We start from the raw sequence: 24,001 nt of genomic DNA, 5'->3' as shown, positions 1-24,001 counted from the left end.
ACTAAGACATAAGACTCTTGCAAAAATGAGCGCAGCGACCCCGATCAACGGCCGTAACATCCAGCGCTGGCAGCCCATACAAACAGTTTTGCAAGAGACTCACCCCACAAACGAAAAAGCCCCGTCGCGAGACAGGGCTTTTCCAGCGATCGCGCAATTAAGCCGCGACGACGCTCACGTAACGACGACCGAAGGCGCCTTTTACTTCAAACTTGATCACGCCTTCGATTTTCGCGAAGAGGGTGTGATCCTTACCCATGCCAACGCCGTAGCCAGCGTGGAATTGGGTGCCGCGCTGACGCACGATGATGTTGCCGGCCTTGATGACCTGGCCGCCATACATCTTCACGCCAAGGCGTTTGGCTTCTGAGTCGCGACCGTTACGGGTACTACCACCAGCTTTTTTGTGTGCCATGAGTTCAATTCTCCTAGTGAGGAATTAGGCTGAAATTAAGCCTGAATACCGGTGATTTTGATCTCGGTGAACCACTGGCGGTGGCCCATACGCTTCATGTGGTGCTTACGGCGACGGAACTTGATGATGCGGACTTTATCGTGACGACCTTGGGAGATCACTTCAGCCTTGACGGTTGCGCCAGCAACAACAGGTGCGCCGATGTTCACGTCGTCGCCATTGGCAACCAACAGAACGCGGTCAAAAGTCACGGATTCGCCAGTGGCGATTTCCAGTTTTTCGATCTTCAGGTATTCACCTTCAGCGACCTTGTATTGCTTACCGCCGGTAACGATTACTGCGTACATGGTATTTCTCCGATAATCCTGCTCACCCAGCTCTTTATAAGAAGAGGTATTGGCTGGCATGGCTGCATGGGGCTGGAACGGCCCAAGTGCAATTGCGTAAGGCAGGTGCTGCCCAGGAAGTTCAGGGTGCGCGATTGTACGCAAGCTGTCTTGGCGATGCAAGGGGCCGTCCATCGCGCCTTGACAGCCCCGGACGTGGGTCCTAGCATGCCGCGCAACCCTTCTGGAGCACCTGTCGCTGATGCAACCCCAAGCTTTCTACCGCGCGGTGGCGGACGATTTTAGCGCCGTCGACGGCATCATCAAGAAGCAGCTGACCTCCCGAGTGCCGCTGGTATCGAAAATCGGCGACTACATTACCTCGGCCGGGGGTAAACGCCTGCGTCCTTTATTGGTGCTGCTGTGTGGCAAGGCCCTGGGTCGCGAAGGCGACGACCTGCGCCTGCTGGCCGCCACCATCGAATTCCTGCACACCGCCACCCTGCTGCATGACGACGTGGTCGACATGTCCGGCATGCGCCGCGGCCGCTCGACCGCCAACGCCATGTGGGGCAACGCCCCGAGCGTGCTGGTGGGCGACTTCCTGTACTCGCGCTCCTTCGAGATGATGGTCGAGCTGGGCTCGATGCCGGTGATGAAGATCCTTTCGCAGGCCACCCGCATCATCGCCGAAGGCGAAGTGCTGCAGCTGTCGAAAGTCCGTGATGCCAGCACCACCGAAGAAACCTACATGGAAGTCATCCGCGGCAAGACCGCGATGCTCTTCGAGGCCTCGACCCACAGCGCCGCCGCCCTGGCCGGCGCCACCGAAGAGCAGAGCGAAGCCCTGCGCACCTTCGGCGATCACCTGGGCGTGGCCTTCCAACTGGTGGACGACCTGCTCGACTACCGTGGCGATGCGGAAACCCTGGGCAAGAACGTCGGCGACGACCTGGCCGAAGGCAAGCCGACCCTGCCGCTGATCTACACCATGCGCGAAGGCACGCCGGAACAGGCTGCCCTGGTGCGCCAGGCGATCCAGAAAGGCGGTATCGAAGACCTGGAAAGCATCCGCGCTGCCGTGGAAGCCTCAGGCTCCCTGGACTACACCGCACAACTGGCCCGCGACTATGTCGCTCGCGCCATTGCCTGCCTGGAAGCCCTGCCGCCGAGCGAATACCGCGACGCGCTGGTGGAACTGAGCGAATTCGCCGTAGCCCGCACCCACTAAGATCCGATTGCACATAAGCCCGCTCCTGCCCTACGCAGGAGCGGGCTTGTTCGTGATGCTTTCCCCCTCGATCCCCCGCTATACCCCATCCCCAAGCAAAACCCTATATAATGTGCGTTTTTTAGCCTTCCTGAATCCGAGGAGCCTTAGTGAGCACGTTGCCACCCTGCCCGAAATGCAATTCTGAATACACCTATGAAGACGGCGCCCAACTGGTCTGCCCGGAATGCGCCCACGAATGGTCCGCCAACGGCGAAGCCGAGGCCGCATCCGATGAAACCGTGAAAAAGGACTCGGTCGGTAACGTCCTGCAAGACGGCGACACCATCACCGTGATCAAGGACCTCAAGGTCAAGGGCACCTCCCTGGTGGTCAAGGTCGGCACCAAGGTCAAGAACATCCGCCTGTGCGATGGCGACCACGACATCGATTGCAAGATCGACGGTATCGGCCCGATGAAGCTCAAGTCCGAGTTCGTCCGCAAGGTCTGATATTCCGGCTATCGCCCCGTGCCAGGCATGGGGTGAAGCCCTCCCCACTCCCGCCAGACCCCCCTCATTTCCCGCTACATATCAAAAGGCCAGTCCTTTTGACCCACAACAATTTCCACACAGAAAAAAGCAGAAACCGCCAATAGGTACTTGCTATTCATTGAATAAGAATTATTCTCATTGAAACCCATCAAGGAGATGAGACTCATGACTTATTTGATCGACGCATGGCTGGACCGCCCACACCCTTACCTGAGAATCCTGCATCGGGAAACCGGGGAAGTCTGTGCGGTACTGGAAGAAGAAGCCTTGAACGAGCTGCAGGATCAGGGCGACCTGGACCTCAACGGCCTGAGTTCCAGCGAGCCGGTGGTGCTCAAGGAACTGGTGCGCAACCTGTTTCTGTTCTGCTATGCACGGGCCTTGCGCCCTGCTGGAACAGCCGAAGGGCAAGGCCTGAGCGCAAAAATACGTCTATGACCCCACCTGACCCCTCTGCCAAGGCAAGCCTTCTCGCGATCCGCACACCGCAAACACGGCGTATGGATCGCGAGCAAGCTCAACCCGGCAGTTGAGGCTTACAGAACGTCGAGCAGCTCGACGTCAAATACCAGAACGCTGTGCGGCGGGATGCTGCCAACGCCTTGCGCGCCGTAAGCCAGCTCGCTCGGCACGTACAGACGCCATTTGCTACCGGCATTCATCAGTTGCAGCGCCTCGGTCCAGCCAGCGATCACGCCACCGACCGGGAATTCCGCAGGCTGGCCGCGCTCGTAGGAGCTGTCGAACACAGTGCCGTCGATCAGGGTGCCGTGGTAGTGGGTACGCACGCTGTCTTCACGGGATGGCTTGGCGCCTTCGCCCTGGGTCAGCACTTCGAACTGCAGGCCGGAGGCCAGAGTGGTGATGCCTTCACGCTTGGCGTTTTCAGCCAGGAAAGCCAGGCCCGCGCCAGCAGCGGCTTCCGCCTTGGCAGCGGCTTCGGCCTGCATGATTTCGCGGATCACCTTGAAGCTGGCGGACATTTCTTCCTGGCCTACACGGCTAGGCTTGCCGGCGAACGCGTCGGTCAGGCCAGCCAGGATGGCGTCCAGGCTCACGCCCGGTGGCGGGTTGTCACGCAGCTGGTCGCCCAGCTGACGGCCGATACCGTAGCTGACGCGGGTTTCGTCGGTGGACAGATTTACTTCGGACATGACACTGCTCCGCTGTGCGGACGGCTCGAAAATCCGCCGTGCGTACACAGCGCATCCCGGGACGCCCGGAACCAAAAGGGCGAGCAGACTAGCACAGATGCCATGGCGATGATGAACGTGCGTCCCGCCTGTCAGGCCGAGCGGACGGCGAGGGGCACCCGCAGGCTGTCATCGGTACCGGCCGAGAGGCCACACATCTCGTCATGCACTGAGGCATGGATCAGGTTGAAGGGCAGCTTGGGAAAGGCGTGCAACACTTCCCGGGCATGCTCCACCGAACGCAGATGCAACATCTGACCGTGGGCATCGCTCAACGGATAGGCCGCCCCATGCATCCGCGCCTCGAGCAGATAGATGCCGCCTTCGAGGGAGATCAGGTTCAGCTCGTCGATTTTTCCGGCGACGGCATAAGCATTCAACTCGTGCAGGTTCATGAGTGCACCTCGCGCAGTTCAAGCCCGTGACCTTTACAGGGATATGCCTCGGCCGGTAAAAGCACAAGCCACAAACGACACCGCCCGTCCGTTTCACAACGGCCGGGCGGCGCGGCTACAGCGGTGATCAGGCGATCAGTGCTTGGTCAGCTTGTCCAGATAGCCCATGGCGAAGGCCGAAATCACAAAGGTCATGTGGATGATCACGTACCACATCAGGTACTGCGGCTCGATGTTCTTCGCATCCATGAATACCCGCAGCAGATGGATCGAGGAGATCGCCACGATGGACGCGGCCACCTTCATCTTCAGCGAGGAGGAATCCATCTTGCCCAGCCAGTTGAGCTTTTCCTTGTCCTCGTCGATGTCCAGCTGGGACACGAAGTTCTCGTAGCCGGAGATCATCACCATCACCAACAGACCACCCACCAGCGCCATGTCGATCAACGACAGCAGCACCAGGATCAGATCGGACTCGGCCATGCTGAACACGTTGGGAATGACGTGGAAGACTTCCTGGAAGAACTTCAGCGCCAGGGCCAGCAGCCCCAACGACAGACCAAAGTAGATCGGCGCCAGCAGCCAGCGCGAGGCGTACATTGCATTCTCGATAAAACGTTCCATTGAATCTCACACAGGTCTGAAAACGGCGGCGAGTATATCAGCCGCCCAAAAGCCCATAAACCGCAACCAAATCCATTACCTGCGCGTCTGCCAAAGCGTTTTCTGCTAGTGTCGGAATCACGTGAACAGCTCAATGACATCGGACAGGAAGCCTGGAGAATGGATTTGCGATTGCCTTTGGCGGGTACCGGCCTGTGTATCGCGGTACTGCTCAGCAGCGGCTGCTCGCCCAGCGACGAGAAGCAGCAAGTCAGCCTGGAACAGAAAACCGCACAGTTCGAACAATCCCTGGACGCTATCCAGGACCCCAAGCTCAAGGACGCCATCGCCGACCTGGGCGGCTCGCTGTTACTGCTCGAACGCGCGCAACTGCGGCTCCAGAACAAGCCCATCGAGACCGAATACGGCGATGACGCCCTGGCCCTGCTCAAGCACTACCCCAGCCCGCAGGCGCTGGTCGACGCCTACCTCAACGGCCTGTTCGTACTGCGCAAGACCTCCAACTCCGACTACCTGACCGACCTGCAGCCGGTGTTTCCCTTCAGCTTCAACATGCCGGCGCAATTCCCCTTCCCCCACGGCCTGGAATGGCAATCCGTGACCCTGAGCAACGGCAAGGTCATCGCCTTCCAACCCGAATGGTCGGAAACCGATCCCGGCATCCAGTTGAGCCCGTCCAGCTCCAACCTGACCAACCCGGATGACCTGACGGTGACTTACCCGTTCATCGAAGGCCTGGAAGTCGAAAACAAGAACCAGCCCCAACCCGTGACGCTGCAAGGCAAGGCCGAAGTGATCGCGCCACACCAGGTCGTCACCTTCGAACTGGGCAAGGCCGATATCGGCAAGCAACGCAGCGACAAGAATGTCAGCGTGAAACTGTTGTCCCTGGACAAGAACAGCGCCGAAATCGAGTTGACCAACAGCGCCCCACTGTCGCCCGAACTCAGCGAGACGCCGCTCAACCCATTGCTGGTGCAGGCACGGGACACTACCGGGCAGATCCTTTCGCGCTCCGGGTCGATCAACGAAAACAGCCAACAGATCGCCTTCTACACCAAACAGCTCAGCGAAATGCAGAAGCAGAAGGCCTGGAGCCAAGCGTTCGAGCAGCAGCTTGAAAATGAGCGCAAAGCCTTCGAGCGCGAACAGCGCAGCCATTACACCAAGGTGTATTTCAACGGTCTGATCGACAAGCTCGAAGTCAATGTGTTGGACTTCTCCGCAGCCACCATCACCCGCAAAGACCTCAATCTGCCGGTGCGACGCTTCGACCCTCTGACCACCGACAGCAAGATCCAGCCCCTGCCCATGCCGGTAGTGGTGTATGACGACCAGGCACCGAACTACCTCAAGGGCGCCAACCTCGACCAAGAAACCTTGAAGAAAAGCGTGGTCGTTCATCAATCCACCGAGGACGCCAGCGCGGCGCGGATCGAGTTCGACCACCCGAGAACCTTCAATGACGAGTTGCTGGGCACGTCCTTCTCCACCGGCGACAGCCCCGTGACCTTCTTCACCCAGAACGAAAACGGCAAACGCGGCGAGCCCATCGAACTGCCATCGGAGGCAGTCGAGGTCGATCCGATGCGCAGCTCGATCACTTACGATCTGACTCTGTTCCCGGAAACCCCGGCTTACGCCGTCGGTGCGATCCCGCTGTTCCTGGCCAGCATCGAGAAGAAAGCCCTACCCGTCAGCCAGCTACCCAAAGGCCTGGAGCTGCGGGGCAATGCGCTGATCGTCGACCAGCGCCTGTTCCCGTCCGAGGCCTGGCGTTTCTACGCCAAGGACGCCAGCGGCCAGTACCTGAAGGAGATTCTTGCGGTCAGCCATGAGGCGCCGGCAAACGGCCCGGCCTTGTTCGACGTGCATTACTTTTATGGGCAGCCCACCGAGCTGGAAACCTACCAGCGCAGCGAACTCAACACCGTCGAATATGGCTTTGAGGTCAAGCTCGACAAGCTGGAGAACCCACCACCCGCCGAGTAGGACTCAGCGGTAGGGATTAACGGGAGATTGCGTCAATGGCGGCAGCGTTCGCCATTGATCTGCCGTAGTTGCGCCTGAAGGTGCAGGCACCAGATCTGCGGATCGTCGGCCAACTCATAACCATGGGTGGTCAGGCTTTCGACGATGGAATCAAGGATGGATTCAGCCACGCTGGGACCGCAGAAAGGTCCCTGGGCCTTGATGGCCGAAGGTTGCTCGCCAGCCATTCCGGCCGCGAACAGTAGGGTCCACATTCCGTTATCTCCCGCCAGTGGGCGGATACTGCATTCGATACGGGTGACCAGGCCAAGACACTGGCGGGTAAGGCAGAGGTTGCGCGACATGGCGGCGACCCTCGGTAGATCCGGTATTCAGCCCTCATGTGAAGACTGTTTCGATCCAGTGACGACTGTCGTTCTCCTTGCCTGAGAATAGGAAGAAAAGCCTGAGAAGCAAAGTTGACCGGCTGAACAGGCGCCGAATGGTCTATTCACGAAAGTTGACGCCAGCGGACCGGCGCCGCGACGAAGGCCGAGCCCTCGTCGCGGCAAGGCTCATGCCGGCTTGGTTTGCGCCAATGCCTCTTGCGCCTGCTCTTTTTCCGCTTCCTTGAGGTCCTCCTCGCTGACCATTTCAGCGATGACCCGCAGGCGCTCCACCACCCGCGCGTTGACGCTGCCTTCCGGAAACTGGCCATCCGCATCCGGCTCGCCCGCGGGCTCGCCGACCAGCAGGCTCAAGGCCTCGTCAGCCTGGCGCACGGCATACACATGGAATTGCCCGGCGCGGACCGCCGCCAGCACCTTCTCATCGAGCATCAGGGTCGCGACGTTGGCGTGAGGAATGATCGCACCTTGCTCGCCCGTCAGGCCCCGAGCTTCGCAGAGGCGGAAGAAGCCTTCGATCTTCTCGTTGACCCCGCCAACCGCCTGCACTTCGCCGAACTGGTTGATCGATCCGGTAATGGCAAAGCATTGCTTGAGCGGGGTTTTCGACAAGGCCGAGATCAGCGTGCACGCCTCGCCCAGCGACGCACTGTCGCCATCGACATAACCGTAGGATTGCTCCAGCGCGATGCTCGCCGAGATCGCCAGGGGGAATTCCTGGGCGTAACGACTGCCCAGGTAGCCGGTGAGAATCATCACGCCCTTGGAGTGAATCGGCTGGCCGAGATTGACCTCGCGCTCGATGTCGACGATACCGCTACCTCCCGGATAGACCGTGGCGGAAATCCGCGCCGGCACGCCAAAGGCCGAGTCGCCCACTTCAAGCACGGTCAGTCCGTTGCACTTGCCTACCGCAGCGCCATCGGTGTCGATCAGGATGATCCCCGCCAGCATGTCGTCGAGAATCCGCGCCGAGACCCGCCCGGTGCGCGTGGCCTTGGCTTTGAGTGCCCGTTCGATGTGCCCGGCATCGGTCATCTCGTCCGAGGCCAGGTGACGGATGAAGTCCGCCTCGCTGACCAGCTGGAACAGATCGCCAATACGCGCTGACAAGCGCCCCTGGTGCTCCGCCAGCCGGGCGCTGTAGGTTGCCAGGCGCGCCACCGCGTCCGCGGTCAACGGCGCCATGCCTTCTTCGGAGGTGCGGGTCTTCAGCAGTTGGGCGAACTGTTCGAGGCTCTCGTCCACCATCGGGATGTCTTCGTCGAAGTCCACCAGCACGCGAAACATTTCCTGGAAGTCCGGATCCAGGTCCTGCAGCGTGTAGTACAGCTGGCGGGCACCGATGATCACGACCTTGACCTGCAACGGGATGTGTTGCGGGGTCAGGGTCACGGTGGCCAGGCGCCCCAGTTCGCCCAGCGGCGACTCCATCTTCAGCTTGCGCGATTGCAGGGCCCGCTTGAGGGCATCCCAGACAAAGGGTTCGCTGAGCATCTTCTCGGCTTCGAGAATCAGGAAACCGCCATTGGCCCGATGCAGGGCACCCGGACGCAACTGCCGGTAAGTGGTGTAGAGCGCGCCCTGGTCGGTGCTGTATTCGATGCGACCAAACAGGTTGTCGTAGGTCGGGTGCGGCTCGAACACCACCGGCGCGCCGCCACTGGCCGGGTGACCGACCACCAGGCTCGGGCCGTACTGTTCTTCCAGCAGCTTGCGGGCCACAGCGTCGGTCTTGCTATCGTCCACCAGTTGCTCGACCACAGTCTTGAGCAGGTACACCTGCATGGCTTGCAGGTAGCCGCATACACCGGCGTTTTCCGCGTACTTCTCGGACAGCGGCGCGAGCAGCGGCTGCAGGGCCAGGGTGATGGTTTCTTCGTTGAGGTGACGCAGTTGGTTGCTCGACTCGCGCTTCCACTGCGGCAGGCTCGCCAGTTCTTCGTTAAGGCGCTCTTCCAGGGCGGAAATGTCCTCATGGAAACGCTCGCGATCGGCTTCGGGCAATTGCGCGAACTCGGCCTCGTCCAGCGCCTTGCCGTCGAGCATCGGGGTGAAGGCGATATTGCTGCTGTCGCGGTACAGCGCGACGTCCTTCTCCAGCGCCAGGCGCTCGATAACGTCGAGGGCACGGTCGTAACGCTGGTTGAACGCGCGGTCGATGGCGCTTTTCTTCTGTTGATAGGACGGATGCTCGAAGACCGCCGGAAAGGTCGCCAGCAAATTGTCGATCAGGCCGTTGATGTCACTGATGAACGCACCCGCGGCCCCCGAAGGCAGCTCCAGCGCGCGCGGCTCGCGCGGCTCATCGAAATTGTTGACGTAGACCCAGTCGGACGGGGTCTGCAGACGTTTGCCTTCAGCCTTCAGGTAGCGTTTGACGAAAGAGAAGCGGCCAGTGCCGGGCTCGCCCATGACAAAGACGTTGTAACCGGGGCGTGGCATGGCCACACCGAACTGCAAGGCTTCGACCGCACGTTCCTGGCCAAGCACACCGCGAAAGGGCTCCAAATCATTGGTGGTCGAGAAGCTGAACTGTTCAGCGGAAAACGGACGGGTCAGCGCTTCGGGCGCTAGACGCAAGCTGGCAGCAACAGGATCAGGCATCGGGCTTCCTTACATCAGGCGGGGCAGATGGGGCATTCTGGCGCCGGGTACAGCGGCTGGCAAGGCGCGACGCAGCGAAAGCGCGGACAGATCCCCGGCCCCACACAGACAGCATAAAAGCCGTCTATTTCAAGGAATGTCATGCAAAAAAACACGGAACCCTTGGAATCTGCCTAAACTCCAAGCTGCGCGGCTGGACTAATAACCGGCCCACTGGCGCCGACATGGGCCAGAACCCTTGTCCATTGGTTTGCACACAAAGAGAACAAAGCTATGAAACGGATTCTTCTCGGTACTCTCTTCACCGCTGTTTCCATCAATGCAATGGCCCAAGCGCCAGGCGGTCCGGATTGTGGGTGGGGCAACCTGCTGTTCGAAGGACAGCGCGGCACTCCGGCTCACTTCCTGGCCTCCACCACCAACGGCACCTCCGGTAACGCGACCTTCGGTATGACTTCCGGCACCAACGGCTGCTCGACCAACAGTGCGCTGACTTACGGCGGCAAATCCTGGTTTGCCATGAATGGCATGATGAACGAGCTCTCCGAAGACATGGCCAAAGGTGAAGGCGAAGCGCTGACCACCTACGCCGTGGTCCTGGGCGTCGCTCCTGAAGACCGCGCGCACTTCGCCGCCGTCACCCACGAGCACTTCCAGCAGATCTTCAGCAAAGCCGATGTGACCGCGGAAGATGTGCACACCAACACCCTGGCCGTGCTGAAAAGCGATGCACGCCTGGCCAAGTACGCCACCCCGGCTTAATCTCGACCCGCCCGCTCTTTTCGGGGAGCGGGCTTTTGTTTTTCGGACATGACCCCTCCCGGGTCTTTGTTTTTTCCGACTCAAGTTGCCCACCATGCTCAAACGCCTTGCCTCCCTGGCGCTCTGTGTCTGCGCCCCGCTGTCCGCCGCGCCACAAATCGACCACTCACGTTTGCAGCAACTGGCCAGCGATCCGTTCTGGATTTCCCTTGGCCACTACGAAACCGCCAAGCTCGGTGGCTGGCGCAGTTATGTCAGCGACCCGAAGTTTTTTCTCGCCAAAAACGGTGCCGAACACCCCGACGCCGAACTCAAGGCCACCCTTGACGCGCTCTACGCCCCCGTCGGCAGCGGCAACCAGCATGCTCAATGCGTGTACCCCGCCCGCACCCGCTGGCTCAAGGCCCAGCTGCGCCTGAGCGATCTGCCGGCGGTGGACTGCAATGAGTTCAACCAGTGGTTCAAGGACGTCTCGCCCCACAGCACGGTGATGATTTTCCCGGCGGCCTACCTGAACAGCCCGTCGTCGATGTTCGGCCATACCCTGCTGCGCATCGACCAGGCCGACGTCCAAAGCAACCACACCGCCCTGCTCAGCTATGCGATCAACTTCGGCGCCTATATCGAAGGCTCGGACAACAGCATTCTCTATGCCTGGAAAGGCCTGATGGGCGGCTATCCCGGCCTGTTCGCCCTGGTGCCCTACCAGGAAAAGCTCTCGGAGTACCGCAGCCTGGAAAACCGCGACCTGTGGGAATACCGGCTGAACCTGACCCAGGCCGAAACCGAACGCATGGTCGAGCACGTCTGGGAACTGAAGCAGATCAAGTTCGACTATTTCTTCTTCGACGAGAACTGCTCCTACCGCTTGCTGGAGCTGCTGCAAGTCGCCCGTCCGAGCCTGCGCCTGACCGGGCAATTCCCGTTGACGGCGATTCCTACCGACACCGTCAAGGCGGTCAAGGAAGCCGGCCTGGTGGAGAAGATCGAGTACCGCCCGTCCCGCGAACGTGAACTGCTGGAGCGCGCCAAGCCGCTGAGCAGCGACGAACAGCAATGGGTGCTGAAGGTCAGCGCCGACCAGCAACAGCTGCAGGAGCCGGCCTTCAAGGCCCAGCCACGGGACCGCCAGGCGTTGATCATCGATGCAGCCTATCGCCTTGAGCGCTACCGGGCCAACGGTCAAGAGCGCGATCCGCAACGGGCGCAGCGCAGTTTCGAGCTGTTGCGGGCGATCAACCGCAACCCGCCGCCCGAACTGTCCATCGAACGCCCTGGCCTGCCGGAAGACGGCCATGAATCGCGCACCTGGCAGGTCGGCGTGGGCACCCGCGGCGACCAGGCCTTTGGCGAATACGGGCTGCGCATGGCCTATCACGACCTCAATGACAACGCCGAAGGTTTCCCCCTGGGCGCACAGATCGAAATCCTGCAAATGAAACTGCGCCAGTACGAAGGCAACAATTGGCAGCTACAGCAACTGGACCTGGCGACCATTCGTTCGCTGACGCCGCGTAACGAACTGCTGCAACCCTGGTCCTGGCAGGTCACCGGCGGCCTGGAACGGGTGCCGGGCAAACACGACGATGAAACCCTGGTCAGCCATGTCAACGGTGGCGGTGGCGGCACCTGGCAGCTCAGCGAGAACATGCTCGGCTTCGCCCTGGGCACCGTGCGCGTCGAGCACAACGCCGATTTCGCCGGTTTCATCACCCCGGCGGCCGGTTTCAACACCGGCCTGCTGTGGAAAAACCCGTTGGGCAACTTCAGCATCGAAGCCAAGGGCGATTACTTCACCAATGGCGAGGTGCGTCGCAGCCTGAGCCTCAACCAGCAATGGGAGCTGTCGCGCAACCTGGGCCTGCGCCTGAGCGCCCAGCGCGAGTTCAGCCACCTGGCCACGGCGGAAAACGAGGTGATGCTGGAACTGAAGTGGTACCACTACTGACGCCCGGTAGCATTCTTGCCGCGCTTTCACAGACCACTGACGAATCCCCTTCTAGACTTTCTCTATCAGCCGTTGAACGGCGTGGGAGTCAGAGATGTGGCGGTATGCGGTAGTGGCAGCGTTGCTGGCATTGATGACCGGTTGCGAGACGACCCACGAGCAGTTGCTCAAGCAGGGTTATCCGCCGGCCTTCGCCGACGGCTTCGATGATGGCTGCGCCAGCGGTCGCCAGGCCGCCGGGGCGATCAACGGCGAATTTCGCAAGAACGTGCCGCGCTACCTCAAGGACCCGCAATACGCCGAGGGCTGGAGCGACGGCTTTCGCCAGTGCCAGGCCATGCTGGAAAACCAGGACCGCAACGATTATCGGGAGCGTCACTGGGACGAACGCGAACGCGCCTGGCAAGAAGAAAAAGACCGCGACGCCGCGCGAGCCTATCGCTCACAGTAAGTCGCTTTCAGGCATGGCCAGAAACCAAAAGGCTGCGACCATGGCCCAAACCTCCATTACGGGAAAACGCCCATGAGCCGAGCCTTCGTCAATGAGGAACTGACTGCCGCCCAGGCCGACCAACCCGTGGAACGGCAGATCAGCGCGCAGCCCAACTACGTCACCCCGCAGGGCCTGAGCGAACTGCAGGCCAAGGTCGCGTTCCTGCAAACCCGGCACAACGAACAATCGGCGCAGGGCGACCAGGCGGACCCACAGCAGTTAGCCGATATCGAACGCGACCTGCGCTACTTCAACCAGCGCCTGCAAAGCGCCCAGGTGGTTCCCCAGGCGACATCGCGGTCGAAAGTGCAGATCGGCAGCCGGGTCATCTTCGCCGACGAGCACGGCACCGAGCAGTGTGTGCAACTGGTGGGAGAGGATCAGGCCGATGTCGCCAAGGGCCTGATCAATTGGGGCTCGCCGTTGGGCCGGGCGCTGCTGGGCACCCAGCTTGGCGATGAAGTGCTGTGGCAGAGGCCGGCGGGCGATCAGTTGATCGAGGTGATCCGCATCGACCCGGCTTAAACCACGCCCTGGGCCAGCATGGCATCGGCGACCTTGACGAAGCCGGCGATGTTGGCCCCTTTGACGTAGTTGATCCGACCGTTTTCTTCGCCGTAATGCACGCAGGCGTGGTGGATCGACTGCATGATGCCGTGCAGCTTGCTGTCCACCTCGCCGGCGCTCCACAGCAGGCGCATGGCGTTCTGCGACATCTCCAGCCCGCTGACCGCCACGCCCCCGGCGTTGGACGCCTTGCCCGGGGCGAACAGAATGCCGGCCTCGATAAAGATATCCACAGCCTCCAGGGTGGTCGGCATGTTCGCCCCTTCAGCCACGCACATGCAGCCGTTGCGCAGCAGCGTGCGCGCCGACTCGGCGTCCAGTTCGTTCTGGGTGGCGCACGGCAGCGCGATGTCGCACGGCAACTCCCAGGGGTGCTGTCCGGCAAGGAACTCGAGGTTGAACCGCGTCGCCAGCTCGCTGATGCGCCCACGCTTGACGTTCTTCAGTTCCAGCACCGCCTGCCATTGCTCCTCGGTCAGCCCGGCCTCGCAGTACAGCGTGCCTTCGGAATCCGACAGGGAGATCACCTTGCCGCCCAGGTCCATGACCTTGCGCGCGGCGTATTGCGCCACGTTGCCGGAGCCGGAAATCGCCACGCGCTTGCCCTCCACCCGCTCGTCACGGCGCTTGAGCATTTCTTCGGCGAAATACACGCAGCCAAAGCCGGTAGCCTCCGGACGGATCAGGCTGCCGCCGTAACTCATGCCCTTGCCGGTCAGCACCGAAGTGAACTGATTGCTCAGGCGCTTGTACTGGCCGAACAGGAAGCCGATTTCCCGGGCGCCCACGCCGATATCCCCCGCCGGCACGTCCACGTCCGAACCGATATGGCGATACAGCTCGCTCATGAAGGCCTGGCAGAAGCGCATCACCTCGGCGTCGCTCTTGCCCTTCGGATCGAAGTCCGAGCCGCCTTTGCCGCCGCCCATGGGCAGCGAAGTCAGGGAGTTCTTGAAGGTCTGCTCGAAGGCGAGGAATTTCAGCACCCCAAGATTGACCGAAGGGTGGAAGCGCAAACCGCCCTTGTACGGGCCGATAGCGCTGTTCATCTGGATGCGGAACCCGCGATTGACCTGGACCTTGCCCTGATCGTCGACCCACGACACACGAAACACCACCGCCCGCTCCGGCTCACAGATGCGCTCGAGAATGCCCGAGGTCAGGTAATGCGGATTGGCCTCCAGGAACGGCCACAGGCTGCGCAGTACCTCTTCCACCGCCTGGTGGAATTCAGGCTGGTCCGGGTCGCGCTTTTTCAGGCGGGCGAGGAAGTCTTCGACGGATTCGATCATGGGAAAGTCTCGGCAAATTTATTGTCGTTAACGCAGATTTGCCCGGGACTTTAGCAACTCGAACAGCACCATGACAGAGCAAAATGTCGCAGTTATGAATTTAAATGGTGCAGTTGATATAAATTTTTCACCATTTCCGGCATTTAACGCACCATTCATGGGATCCGAATCGCCAGCAACGCCCCATATTGGCGAACCCGAAAAACAGGCAAAAAAAACGGAGCCCGAAGGCTCCGTTTCTTTCAAGCAACTTGCCCGGATCAGGCCAGTTTCTTGTAACGCACGCGGTGCGGTTGGGCTGCCGCGTCGCCGAGGCGCTTCTTGCGATCGGCTTCGTACTCGGTGTAGTTGCCTTCGAAGAACACCGCTTGCGAGTCGTCTTCGTACGCCAGGATGTGGGTCGCGACACGGTCAAGGAACCACCGGTCGTGGGAGATCACAATGGCGGCGCCCGGGAAGTCCAGCAGGGCTTCTTCCAGGGAACGCAGGGTTTCGACGTCGAGGTCGTTGGACGGTTCGTCGAGCAGCAGGACGTTGCCGCCCTCTTTCAGGGTCAGGGCCAGGTGCAGGCGGCCACGCTCACCACCGGACAGGTCCTTGACGAACTTCTGCTGGTCGCCGCCCTTGAAGTTGAAGCGACCGACGTAGGTACGCGACGGGATCTCGTAGCTGCCGATGCGGATCTGGTCGGAACCGTCGGAGATCTGCTGGAACACAGTCTTGCTGCCGTCCAGGTCTTCGCGGCTCTGGTCCACGCAAGCCAGTTGCACGGTTTCGCCGACTTCGATGCTGCCCGAGTCCGGTGTTTCCTTGCCCATCAGCATGCGGAACAGGGTGGACTTACCGGCGCCGTTACCGCCGATCACGCCGACGATGGCGCCTTTTGGCATGGAGAACGACAGGTTGTCGATCAGCACGCGATCGCCGTAGCCCTTGGTGACGTTCTTGAACTCGATGACCTTGTCGCCCAGGCGCGGACCGGCCGGGATGTAGATCTCGTTGGTCTCGCTGCGCTTCTGGAATTCCTGCGATTGCATTTCTTCGAAGCGGGCCAGACGGGCCTTGGATTTCGACTGGCGAGCCTTGGCGCCCTTGCGCACCCACTCCAGCTCTTCCTTCATGGCCTTTTCATGGGCCGACTGCTGCTTGGATTCCTGGGCCAGACGATCGGACTTGGCTTCCAGCCAGCCCGAATAGTTGCCCTCGTAAGGAATGCCGGCGCCGCGGTCGAGCTCGAGGATCCAGCCGGCGACGTTGTCCAGGAAGTAACGGTCGTGCGTGATCGCAACCACGGTGCCCGGGAAGTCGTGGAGGAAATGCTCCAGCCAGGCCACGGAATCGGCGTCCAGGTGGTTGGTCGGTTCGTCGAGCAGCAGCATGTCCGGAGCGGACAGCAGCAGGCGGCACAGGGCCACGCGACGCTTTTCACCACCGGACAGGTGTTCGACCTTGGCGTCCCAGGCCGGCAGGCGCAGCGCATCGGCGGCGACTTCCAGCTGGCGCTCCAGGTTGTGGCCATCGCTGGCCTGCAGGATCGCTTCGAGCTTGGCCTGTTCGGCGGCCAGCTTGTCGAAGTCGGCATCCGGATCGGCGTAGGCCGCGTAGACCTCGTCCAGGCGCGCCTGGGCGTCCTTGATCACGCTGACCGCTTCCTCGACCACTTCACGCACGGTCTTGGTCGGATCCAGCTGAGGCTCCTGGGGCAGGTAGCCGATGTTCAGCTCGGGCATCGGACGGGCTTCGCCCTCGAACTCGGTGTCGACGCCGGCCATGATTTTCAGCAGGGTGGACTTACCCGAACCGTTGAGGCCCAGCACGCCGATCTTGGCGCCCGGGAAGAACGACAGAGAGATGTTTTTCAGGATTTCCCGCTTCGGCGGAACAACTTTTCCCAGCCGATGCATGGTGAAGACGTATTGAGCCATGATGAACCTAGCGTCAGTGACTGATGAATGGAGAGCGGGCGAAGCCCGGGCCAGGCCATGCGCGGCGCCGGCATTTGATCGTGATCAATGCCTGCGTACGGAAAAAGCCTGATTGTCTGGAGCTGGAGCGCTCCCGCGTAACCGGCAAAGCTACCTCAATGGCCGGGCAAGGTCCAGCCAGCCAGGACTGGCACTTTGCCACAACTCAAGGCATGCTAGCCGCCCTTCGGGCGTCCGGCTTATAGTGCACGTCGCGCCAGTCCAGCCAAACCGCAGGATCACAGTTTGTCCAATGCCACTCCGCCCTTTTCCCTGCGCGCACCTGCACCTGCGTCCGGCTCGCCCCTGCGCGGTACCCTGAAAGGCGTGCTGGCGACCCTGGTCCTGCTGCTGCTCGCCCTGCTGTTCTGGCAACTGCTCGACCAACTGCAACAGACCCGCAAAGACCAGCGTCAACATGCGATCGACTACAACGCCGACCTGGCCGAGCACATCAGCCTCAACCTGGCACTCAATGCGCAGATCGCCCTCAACCTGCTGCCGATCGTCGAACCACCACAGAATGCCGAACAGCAACAACTGCTGCTGAAAAGGCTGCAGCTGTCCCTGCCCGACCTGCAAAGCATCGCGCTGCTGGATGCTAAGGGCCAGCTCATCAGCGACAGTGGCGCCGACGACCAGGACGCCGCATGGCTCGCCGAGCTGACCAGCCGCAGCCGCGGCCAGCGCTACTACTACAGCAACGCCACCAACGGCGCGCTGGTACAGCTGCTGTTGCACCAGCCCAGCGGCGCCCTCAAGAGTTACTGGGTGCTGCGCCTGGCACCGTCTTTCGTCCAGTCCCTGGAGCCCAGTCCCGACCAGGGTTTTCACCCGACCTGGGTCATTGAAAACCGCCTGAACCAGAAAACCCTCAGTCGCGACGACGGCAGCAGCACCCCGGTGAGCACCGACGACATAGCCAACAGCGTACTGGTCGCGCCACTGGGCAATAGCGACTGGCAATTGCGCGGCCTGTTCGACGATCGCGCGGTGATCGAGCAACTGTTGCCGGCGTTTATCGCCAAGTGCCTGCTGGGACTGGCGTTTTCCCTGCTGCCGGTGATCGCGTTGCTGAACATGCGCCGCCGCCAGCGTCAGTTGCACGAAGGACGTCGGCGCTATCAGGATATTTTCGAAGGCACCGGGGTCGCTCTCTGTGTCCTGGATATCTCCGGGCTGCCGGCGTTTCTCGACAAGGCGCAACTGCACGACAGCGAACAGCTCAAGGCCTGGCTGGAGCACAACCCCCAGCAGCGCCAGCTGCTGCTTGAAGAACTGCGCGTCACCGAGGTCAATCAGGTGGCCCTGCGGCTGCTCAACGTCGACTCCTGCGAGCAGGCCTGGAAACTGCTGATCGAAGGCAGCCCGCTCCACAGCAGCGCCATCGGCAACCAGCTGCTGGAGACCGTGATCAACCAGCACAAACAGCTGGAGCTGGAAATCCGCCTCAGCGACGCCCAGGGCCACGACCAGCATCTGTGGCTGGTCCTGCGCCTGCCGGAAGACCCCTGCGACTATCGCGCGGTGATCCTCAGCATCAGCGACATCACCAGCCGCAAGCTCATCGAGCTGTCGCTGCTGGAGCGCGAGGGTTTCTGGTCGGATGTGGTGCGCACCGTGCCGGACCACCTGTATGTGCAGGACGTCATCAGCCAGCGGATGATCTTCAGCAACCATCACCTGGGGCAGACCCTCGGCTACAACAAGACCGAACTGCACCAGATGGGCGAGTATTTCTGGGAAATCCTCCTGCACCCGGAAGACGCCGACCTCTATCACCGCCTGCGCCAGGAACAGCGGCATGCCGGCTACCTGCAGTTGCTGCAGTGCCATTTGCGCTTTCGCCACCGCAGCGGCCAATGGCGCTGTTTCGACATCCGCGAACAGGCCCTGGCGCGGGACAAGTACGACCAGGTCACGCGCATCATCGGCGTGGCCAAGGACATCACCGACCAGATCGAGGCCAGCGAATCCCTGCGCGACAGCGAACGACGCTATCGCATGCTCGCCGAAAGCATCAGCGACGTGATTTTCTCCACCGACAGTAAGATGGCCCTCAACTATGTCAGCCCCTCGGTGCAGTCGGTACTGGGTTATGACGTGGAGTGGATCTTCCAGAACGGCTGGCAATCGACCATTGCCAACCCGCAACAACTGACCGGCATCTACGCCCTGATGGAGCGGGTCAGCAAGGCCCTGGACAAGCCCGAGCAACTGGCACGCCTGCGTAACCAGGTGCAGACCCAGTTGTTCCTGTTCGACTGCCTGCGGGCCGACGGGCGCAAGATTCCGATCGAGTTGCGCCTGGTGCTGGTGTGGGACGAACACGGCGCTTTCGAAGGCGTGCTCGGGGTCGGCCGCGATATCAGCCAGCAGCGTCGCGCGGAAAAAGACCTGCGCATGGCGGCCACGGTATTCGAGCACTCGACCTCGGCGATCCTGATCACCGACCCGGCGGGCTACATCGTCCAGGCCAACGAGGCGTTCAGCCGGGTCAGTGGCTACGCGGTGTCCCAGGTGCTCGACCAGTTGCCGAACATGCTCACCGTCGACGAACAGCAGGAAGCCCACCTGCGCTATGTGCTCAAGCAGCTGCACCAGCACAGCACCTGGGAAGGCGAGGTCTGGCTCAAGCGCCGCAACGGCGAGCACTATCCGGCCTGGGTCGGCATCACCGCGGTACTCGATGACGAAGGCGACCTGGCCAGCTACGTGTGCTTCTTCACCGACATCAGCGAACGCAAGGCCAGCGAGCAGCGCATTCACCGCCTGGCCTACTACGACGCCCTGACCCACCTGCCCAACCGCACGCTGTTCCAGGACCGCCTGCACACCGCCCTGCAATCGGCGGAGCGGCAGAAGTCCTGGGTGGTGCTGATGTTCCTCGACCTGGACCGTTTCAAGCCGATCAACGACTCCCTGGGCCACGCCGCGGGCGACCGCATGCTCAAGGAAATGGCCACCCGCCTGCTCGATTGCGTCGACGATGACGACACCGTGGCGCGCATGGGCGGCGATGAGTTCACCCTGCTCCTGCAACCGCGGACCAGCCGCGAGATTGCCCTGAACCGGGCGATCCATGTTGCCGAACAGATTCTCGCCAGCCTGGTGAAGCCGTTCGTGCTCGAAGGCCGTGAGTTCTTCGTCACCGCCAGTATCGGCATCGCCCTGAGCCCGCAGGACGGCAACGAACTGAGCCAACTGATGAAAAACGCCGACACCGCGATGTACCACGCCAAGGAGCGCGGCAAGAACAACTTCCAGTTCTACCAGGCCGACATGAACGCCAGCGCCCTGGAACGCCTGGAGCTGGAAAGCGACCTGCGCCACGCCCTGGAACAGCAGGAATTCATCCTCTACTACCAGCCGCAGTTCAGCGGCGACGGCAAGCGCCTGACCGGCGCCGAGGCCCTGCTGCGCTGGCGCCATCCGCGACGCGGGCTGGTACCGCCGGGGGACTTCATCCCGGTGCTCGAAGAACTGGGGCTGGTGGTGGATGTCGGCGACTGGGTCATCAGCGAAGCCTGCCGCCAGCTCAAGGCGTGGCACCAGGCCAAGGTCCGGGTGCCGAAGGTCTCGGTGAACATCTCGGCCCGGCAATTCTCCGATGGCCAGCTGGGCATGCGGATCGCCACCATCCTCAAGGACACTGGCCTGCCGCCGGCCTGCCTGGAGCTGGAACTGACCGAAAGTATCCTGATGCGCGAAGTCAGCGAGGCGATGCAGATCCTCGACGGGCTGAAGAACCTCGGCCTGAGCATCGCAGTCGACGACTTCGGCACCGGTTATTCATCGCTGAACTACCTCAAGCAGTTCCCCATCGATGTCTTGAAGATCGACCGCACCTTCGTCGACGGCCTGCCGTCCGGCGAGCAGGACGCGCAGATCGCCCGCGCCATCATCGCCATGGCCCACAGCCTGAACCTGGCAGTGATCGCCGAGGGTGTGGAAACCCATGAGCAACTGGACTTCCTGCGCGAGCACGGCTGCGACGAAGTCCAGGGTTACCTGTTCGGCCGGCCGATGCCGGCCAACAGCTTCGAAGGGCAGTTCAGCAACGACGCGCTGTTCATGTTCGATTGACCCCAGGTATCGCCGTTCCTGTAGCCGCTGCCGCAGGCTGCGATAAGGCCGAAGGCCTTCAGTGGCCTCAAGAGCACGACCACTGCGTGGTCGATCGCAGCCTGCGGCAGCGGCTACAGGACTCAGCCTGGGCAGCTCATGAACACCACTTGTCTGCGACATGATGTCCTTTCATATGCCATCTAAAACCCGTTGGGTTAGAATGCCCCCCTTTTCTGCCCCGATCCTTGAGGACCGCCATGTTCAGCCGTGATTTGACTATTGCCAAGTACGACGCCGATCTCTTTGCCGCCATGGAGCAAGAAGCTCAGCGCCAGGAAGAGCACATTGAGCTGATCGCTTCGGAAAACTACACCAGCCCTGCGGTGATGGAAGCTCAAGGCTCGGTGCTGACCAACAAATACGCCGAAGGTTACCCAGGCAAGCGTTACTACGGCGGCTGCGAATACGTCGACGTGGTTGAGCAGCTGGCCATCGACCGTGCCAAGGAGCTGTTCGGCGCCGACTACGCCAACGTTCAGCCGCACGCCGGCTCGCAAGCCAACGCCGCCGTTTACCTGGCGCTGCTGTCGGCTGGCGACACCATCCTGGGCATGAGCCTGGCCCACGGCGGTCACCTGACCCACGGCGCCAGCGTTTCCTCCTCCGGCAAGCTGTACAACGCCATCCAGTACGGCATCGATGCCAACGGCCTGATCGACTACGACGAAGTCGAGCGCCTGGCGGTCGAGCACAAGCCAAAGATGATCGTGGCCGGTTTCTCTGCCTACTCGCAGGTCCTGGACTTCCCACGTTTCCGCGCAATCGCCGACAAGGTCGGTGCCTATCTCTTTGTTGATATGGCTCACGTTGCGGGACTGGTCGCCGCTGGCGTCTACCCGAACCCGGTGCCTTTCGCCGACGTGGTAACCACCACCACCCACAAGACCCTGCGCGGTCCACGTGGCGGCCTGATCCTGGCGCGCGCCAACGCCGACATCGAGAAGAAGCTGAACTCCGCGGTATTCCCGGGCGCCCAGGGCGGCCCGCTGGAGCACGTGATCGCCGCCAAGGCCATCTGCTTCAAGGAAGCGCTGCAGCCTGAGTTCAAGGCCTACCAGCAACAAGTGGTGAAGAACGCCCAGGCCATGGCCGGCGTGTTCATCGAGCGCGGTTTCGACGTGGTTTCCGGCGGTACGCAGAACCACCTGTTCCTGCTGTCGCTGATCAAGCAGGAAATCTCCGGTAAAGACGCCGATGCCGCTCTGGGCAAGGCCTTCATCACCGTGAACAAGAACTCCGTGCCAAACGACCCACGCTCCCCGTTCGTTACCTCCGGCCTGCGCTTCGGTACTCCGGCCGTGACCACTCGCGGCTTCAAGGAAGCCGAGTGCAAGGAACTGGCTGGCTGGATCTGCGACATCCTGGCTGACCTGAATAACGAAGCGGTGATCGACGCCGTTCGTGAGAAAGTCAAAGCCATCTGCAAGAAGCTGCCGGTATACGGCGCTTAATTAGCAGAGCGTTACCTGAAAAGCCCGGCCTTCGCGCCGGGCTTTTTTTCGTCCGCGAATTGTCTGGCCCGGGACCTGTAGCCGCTGCCGCAGGCTGCGATCGGCCGGCACGGCCGCGACACTCTGAAGATCGCAGGAAGGCCTTCGGCCTTATCGCAGCCTGCGGCAGCGGCTACAGGACCAGCACCACTGGTCAGACCGGTCATGCCAATTTTCGGATTTACCCTTGTATTCGCGGGAAAATCGGGCATAGACTGCGCCTGCACTGGACATACCGGTAAGACCACAATAATTAAGTCCCGAATCTGATGCGCTCCGCGCACGGCAGCCGGGACACCGACCAGGATTCCCCTCATGCTCAGATGGTGCTCGCGTTCGATTTTCCTCCAGGTAGTCCTCGGACTGATGCTCGGCATCGTGTGCGGACTGACACTCCCCGAATACTCCTCGCAACTCAAGCCACTGGGCGACGCCTTTATCAAGCTGATCAAGATGCTGATCGGCCTGATCGTCTTCTGCGTGGTGGTCAGCGGCATCTCCGGCGCCGGCGACCTGAAAAAGGTCGGACGCATCGGGCTCAAATCGGTCATCTACTTCGAAGTCCTGACCACCATCGCCCTGGTGATCGGCCTGGTCTTCGCCTTCACCACCGGCATCGGCAGCGGCGCCAATATCCATCTGGAACAGCTGTCCGCCGCCGACATGGGCGACATCGCCCAGCGCAGCCAGCACATGCATGGCACCTCCGAGTTCCTGATGGGGCTGATCCCCAACTCGGTACTGGGCGCCTTCGCCGAAAACAACATCCTGCAGGTGCTGCTGTTCTCCGTGCTGTTCGGCAGCGCGCTGAACCTGGTGGGCGAAGCCGCTTCCGGCATCTCGCGGCTGATCAACGAACTCAGCCACATCATCTTCCGCATCATGGGCATGATCGTGCGCCTGGCGCCGATCGGCGTGTTCGGCGCCATCGCCTTCACCACCAGCAAATACGGCCTGGACTCGCTGCAGCACCTGGGCAGCCTGGTGGGCCTGTTCTACCTGACCTGCTTCGCCTTCGTGGCGGTGATTCTCGGGCTGGTCATGCGCTGTTCCGGCCTGCGCATGCTGCCGTTCCTCAAATACCTGCGCGAAGAGCTGCTGATCGTCCTTGGTACCGCCTCCTCCGACGCCGTACTGCCACAGATCATGCGCAAACTGGAGCACCTGGGCATCGGCAGCTCCACAGTCGGCCTGGTCATCCCGACGGGTTATTCGTTCAACCTCGACGGTTTCTCGATCTACCTGACCCTGGCCATCGTCTTCATCGCCAACGCCACCGGTACGCCGCTGTCGATGTCCGACCTGCTGACCATCCTGCTGGTGTCGCTGATCACCTCCAAAGGCGCCCACGGGATTCCCGGTTCGGCGCTGGTAATCCTGGCCGCCACCCTGACGGCGATCCCGGCTATCCCGGTGGTAGGCCTGGTGCTGGTGCTGGCGGTGGACTGGTTCATGGGCATCGGCCGGGCGCTGACCAACCTGATCGGCAACTGCGTCGCCACCGTGGCGATCGCCCGCTGGGAAAAAGACATCGATATTCAACGGGCCAACAAAGTCCTGAGCGGCCAGCAGGGCTATGGTTTCCAACCGCGCAAACCGCTGCCCGGCGCGCAGCAGCAGGAGTTCTGAGGCATGCCTTGTGCCTCTCGCCGGCA

The 24,001-nt window shown here is 61.5% G+C and carries 20 protein-coding genes; 11 read left to right on the top strand and 9 right to left on the bottom strand.

Annotated features, from left to right (window positions below):
• Positions 1-157: 157 nt before the first annotated feature.
• Both rpmA and rplU read right to left on the bottom strand, forming a co-directional pair.
• Entirely contained in the window at positions 158-415 is a 258-nt protein-coding gene (gene rpmA, locus AC07VU_RS27345) for a 50S ribosomal protein L27 (RefSeq protein ID WP_003228360.1), read from the bottom strand.
• A 35-nt stretch (positions 416-450) separates the two neighbouring features.
• Positions 451-762: a 50S ribosomal protein L21 gene (gene rplU / locus AC07VU_RS27340; protein ID WP_007924746.1), complete on the bottom strand. Its 312-nt coding sequence runs from the start codon at positions 760-762 to the stop codon at positions 451-453.
• A 241-nt stretch (positions 763-1,003) separates the two neighbouring features.
• On the opposite strand from rplU, the gene AC07VU_RS27335 reads away from it, so the two are divergent.
• The 3 genes from AC07VU_RS27335 to AC07VU_RS27325 all read left to right on the top strand — a co-directional run bounded on the left by AC07VU_RS27335 (position 1,004) and on the right by AC07VU_RS27325 (position 2,943).
• On the top strand, positions 1,004-1,972 hold the full coding sequence (locus AC07VU_RS27335; protein ID WP_009045711.1) for a polyprenyl synthetase family protein: 969 nt from the start codon (positions 1,004-1,006) through the stop codon (positions 1,970-1,972).
• A 149-nt stretch (positions 1,973-2,121) separates the two neighbouring features.
• Positions 2,122-2,463, top strand: a complete 342-nt coding sequence (locus AC07VU_RS27330) for a zinc ribbon domain-containing protein YjdM (protein WP_007924748.1) — start codon at positions 2,122-2,124, stop codon at positions 2,461-2,463.
• 207 nt (positions 2,464-2,670) lie between these two features.
• Entirely contained in the window at positions 2,671-2,943 is a 273-nt protein-coding gene (locus AC07VU_RS27325; RefSeq protein ID WP_009045712.1) for a PA4570 family protein, read from the top strand.
• Between the two features lie 98 nt (positions 2,944-3,041).
• Here the strand turns inward: AC07VU_RS27325 and bamJ are convergent, their stop codons facing one another.
• The 3 genes from bamJ to AC07VU_RS27310 all read right to left on the bottom strand — a co-directional run bounded on the left by bamJ (position 3,042) and on the right by AC07VU_RS27310 (position 4,717).
• Positions 3,042-3,659, bottom strand: a complete 618-nt coding sequence (bamJ, locus tag AC07VU_RS27320) for a BamJ family beta-barrel-assembly machinery protein (protein WP_007924751.1) — start codon at positions 3,657-3,659, stop codon at positions 3,042-3,044.
• Positions 3,660-3,790: 131 nt separating this feature from the next.
• On the bottom strand, positions 3,791-4,093 hold the full coding sequence (locus AC07VU_RS27315; protein WP_009045713.1) for a DUF6482 family protein: 303 nt from the start codon (positions 4,091-4,093) through the stop codon (positions 3,791-3,793).
• A gap of 135 nt (positions 4,094-4,228) precedes the next feature.
• The gene (locus tag AC07VU_RS27310) at positions 4,229-4,717 is read right to left on the bottom strand and encodes a TIGR00645 family protein (protein WP_007924753.1); all 489 of its coding nucleotides are present in this window, start codon (positions 4,715-4,717) and stop codon (positions 4,229-4,231) included.
• A gap of 159 nt (positions 4,718-4,876) precedes the next feature.
• Between AC07VU_RS27310 and AC07VU_RS27305 the strand changes: the two genes are divergently transcribed.
• Positions 4,877-6,709, top strand: a complete 1,833-nt coding sequence (locus tag AC07VU_RS27305; RefSeq protein WP_274304681.1) for a hypothetical protein — start codon at positions 4,877-4,879, stop codon at positions 6,707-6,709.
• A 32-nt stretch (positions 6,710-6,741) separates the two neighbouring features.
• On the opposite strand, the gene AC07VU_RS27300 is transcribed toward AC07VU_RS27305, so the two are convergent.
• Together AC07VU_RS27300 and AC07VU_RS27295 are read right to left on the bottom strand one after the other, a co-directional pair.
• Complete coding sequence (locus AC07VU_RS27300; protein WP_007924756.1) at positions 6,742-7,053, bottom strand: PA4575 family protein; 312 nt, start codon at positions 7,051-7,053, stop codon at positions 6,742-6,744.
• 210 nt (positions 7,054-7,263) lie between these two features.
• Positions 7,264-9,702, bottom strand: a complete 2,439-nt coding sequence (locus AC07VU_RS27295; protein WP_007924759.1) for a Lon protease family protein — start codon at positions 9,700-9,702, stop codon at positions 7,264-7,266.
• A 273-nt stretch (positions 9,703-9,975) separates the two neighbouring features.
• Here AC07VU_RS27295 and AC07VU_RS27290 point away from each other — a divergent pair, with 273 nt between their 5' ends.
• From AC07VU_RS27290 to AC07VU_RS27275, 4 genes are all read left to right on the top strand, one after another.
• A complete protein-coding gene (locus AC07VU_RS27290) occupies positions 9,976-10,464 on the top strand; it encodes a DUF3015 domain-containing protein (protein ID WP_007924760.1) in 489 nt (162 codons plus the stop codon).
• Between the two features lie 94 nt (positions 10,465-10,558).
• Positions 10,559-12,412: an Lnb N-terminal periplasmic domain-containing protein gene (locus AC07VU_RS27285; RefSeq protein WP_457274963.1), complete on the top strand. Its 1,854-nt coding sequence runs from the start codon at positions 10,559-10,561 to the stop codon at positions 12,410-12,412.
• Between the two features lie 94 nt (positions 12,413-12,506).
• The gene (locus AC07VU_RS27280) at positions 12,507-12,863 is read left to right on the top strand and encodes a hypothetical protein (RefSeq protein ID WP_009045718.1); all 357 of its coding nucleotides are present in this window, start codon (positions 12,507-12,509) and stop codon (positions 12,861-12,863) included.
• A 72-nt stretch (positions 12,864-12,935) separates the two neighbouring features.
• Positions 12,936-13,430, top strand: a complete 495-nt coding sequence (locus AC07VU_RS27275) for a GreA/GreB family elongation factor (RefSeq protein ID WP_274304683.1) — start codon at positions 12,936-12,938, stop codon at positions 13,428-13,430.
• Here AC07VU_RS27275 and gdhA read toward each other — a convergent pair.
• Both gdhA and ettA read right to left on the bottom strand, forming a co-directional pair.
• Positions 13,427-14,764: an NADP-specific glutamate dehydrogenase gene (gene gdhA, locus AC07VU_RS27270; RefSeq protein WP_274304684.1), complete on the bottom strand. Its 1,338-nt coding sequence runs from the start codon at positions 14,762-14,764 to the stop codon at positions 13,427-13,429. The two genes, AC07VU_RS27275 and gdhA, sit on opposite strands and share 4 nt — an antisense overlap.
• A 260-nt stretch (positions 14,765-15,024) precedes the next feature.
• Positions 15,025-16,689: an energy-dependent translational throttle protein EttA gene (gene ettA / locus AC07VU_RS27265; protein ID WP_007924767.1), complete on the bottom strand. Its 1,665-nt coding sequence runs from the start codon at positions 16,687-16,689 to the stop codon at positions 15,025-15,027.
• 285 nt (positions 16,690-16,974) lie between these two features.
• On the opposite strand from ettA, the gene AC07VU_RS27260 reads away from it, so the two are divergent.
• From AC07VU_RS27260 to AC07VU_RS27250, 3 genes are all read left to right on the top strand, one after another.
• Positions 16,975-20,814 (top strand): sensor domain-containing protein, encoded by a 3,840-nt coding sequence (locus AC07VU_RS27260; RefSeq protein WP_277589647.1) that lies wholly within the window; start codon positions 16,975-16,977, stop codon positions 20,812-20,814.
• Between the two features lie 239 nt (positions 20,815-21,053).
• A complete protein-coding gene (gene glyA, locus AC07VU_RS27255; protein ID WP_007924771.1) occupies positions 21,054-22,307 on the top strand; it encodes a serine hydroxymethyltransferase in 1,254 nt (417 codons plus the stop codon).
• 354 nt (positions 22,308-22,661) lie between these two features.
• A complete protein-coding gene (locus AC07VU_RS27250) occupies positions 22,662-23,975 on the top strand; it encodes a C4-dicarboxylate transporter DctA (RefSeq protein WP_009045724.1) in 1,314 nt (437 codons plus the stop codon).
• Positions 23,976-24,001: the final 26 nt, after the last annotated feature.

This window comes from Pseudomonas sp. GW821-FHT02B10 (assembly GCF_059421865.1).
Note: the sequence above shows the minus strand (reverse complement) of the source record. Positions and strands in the feature narration are given on the sequence as shown.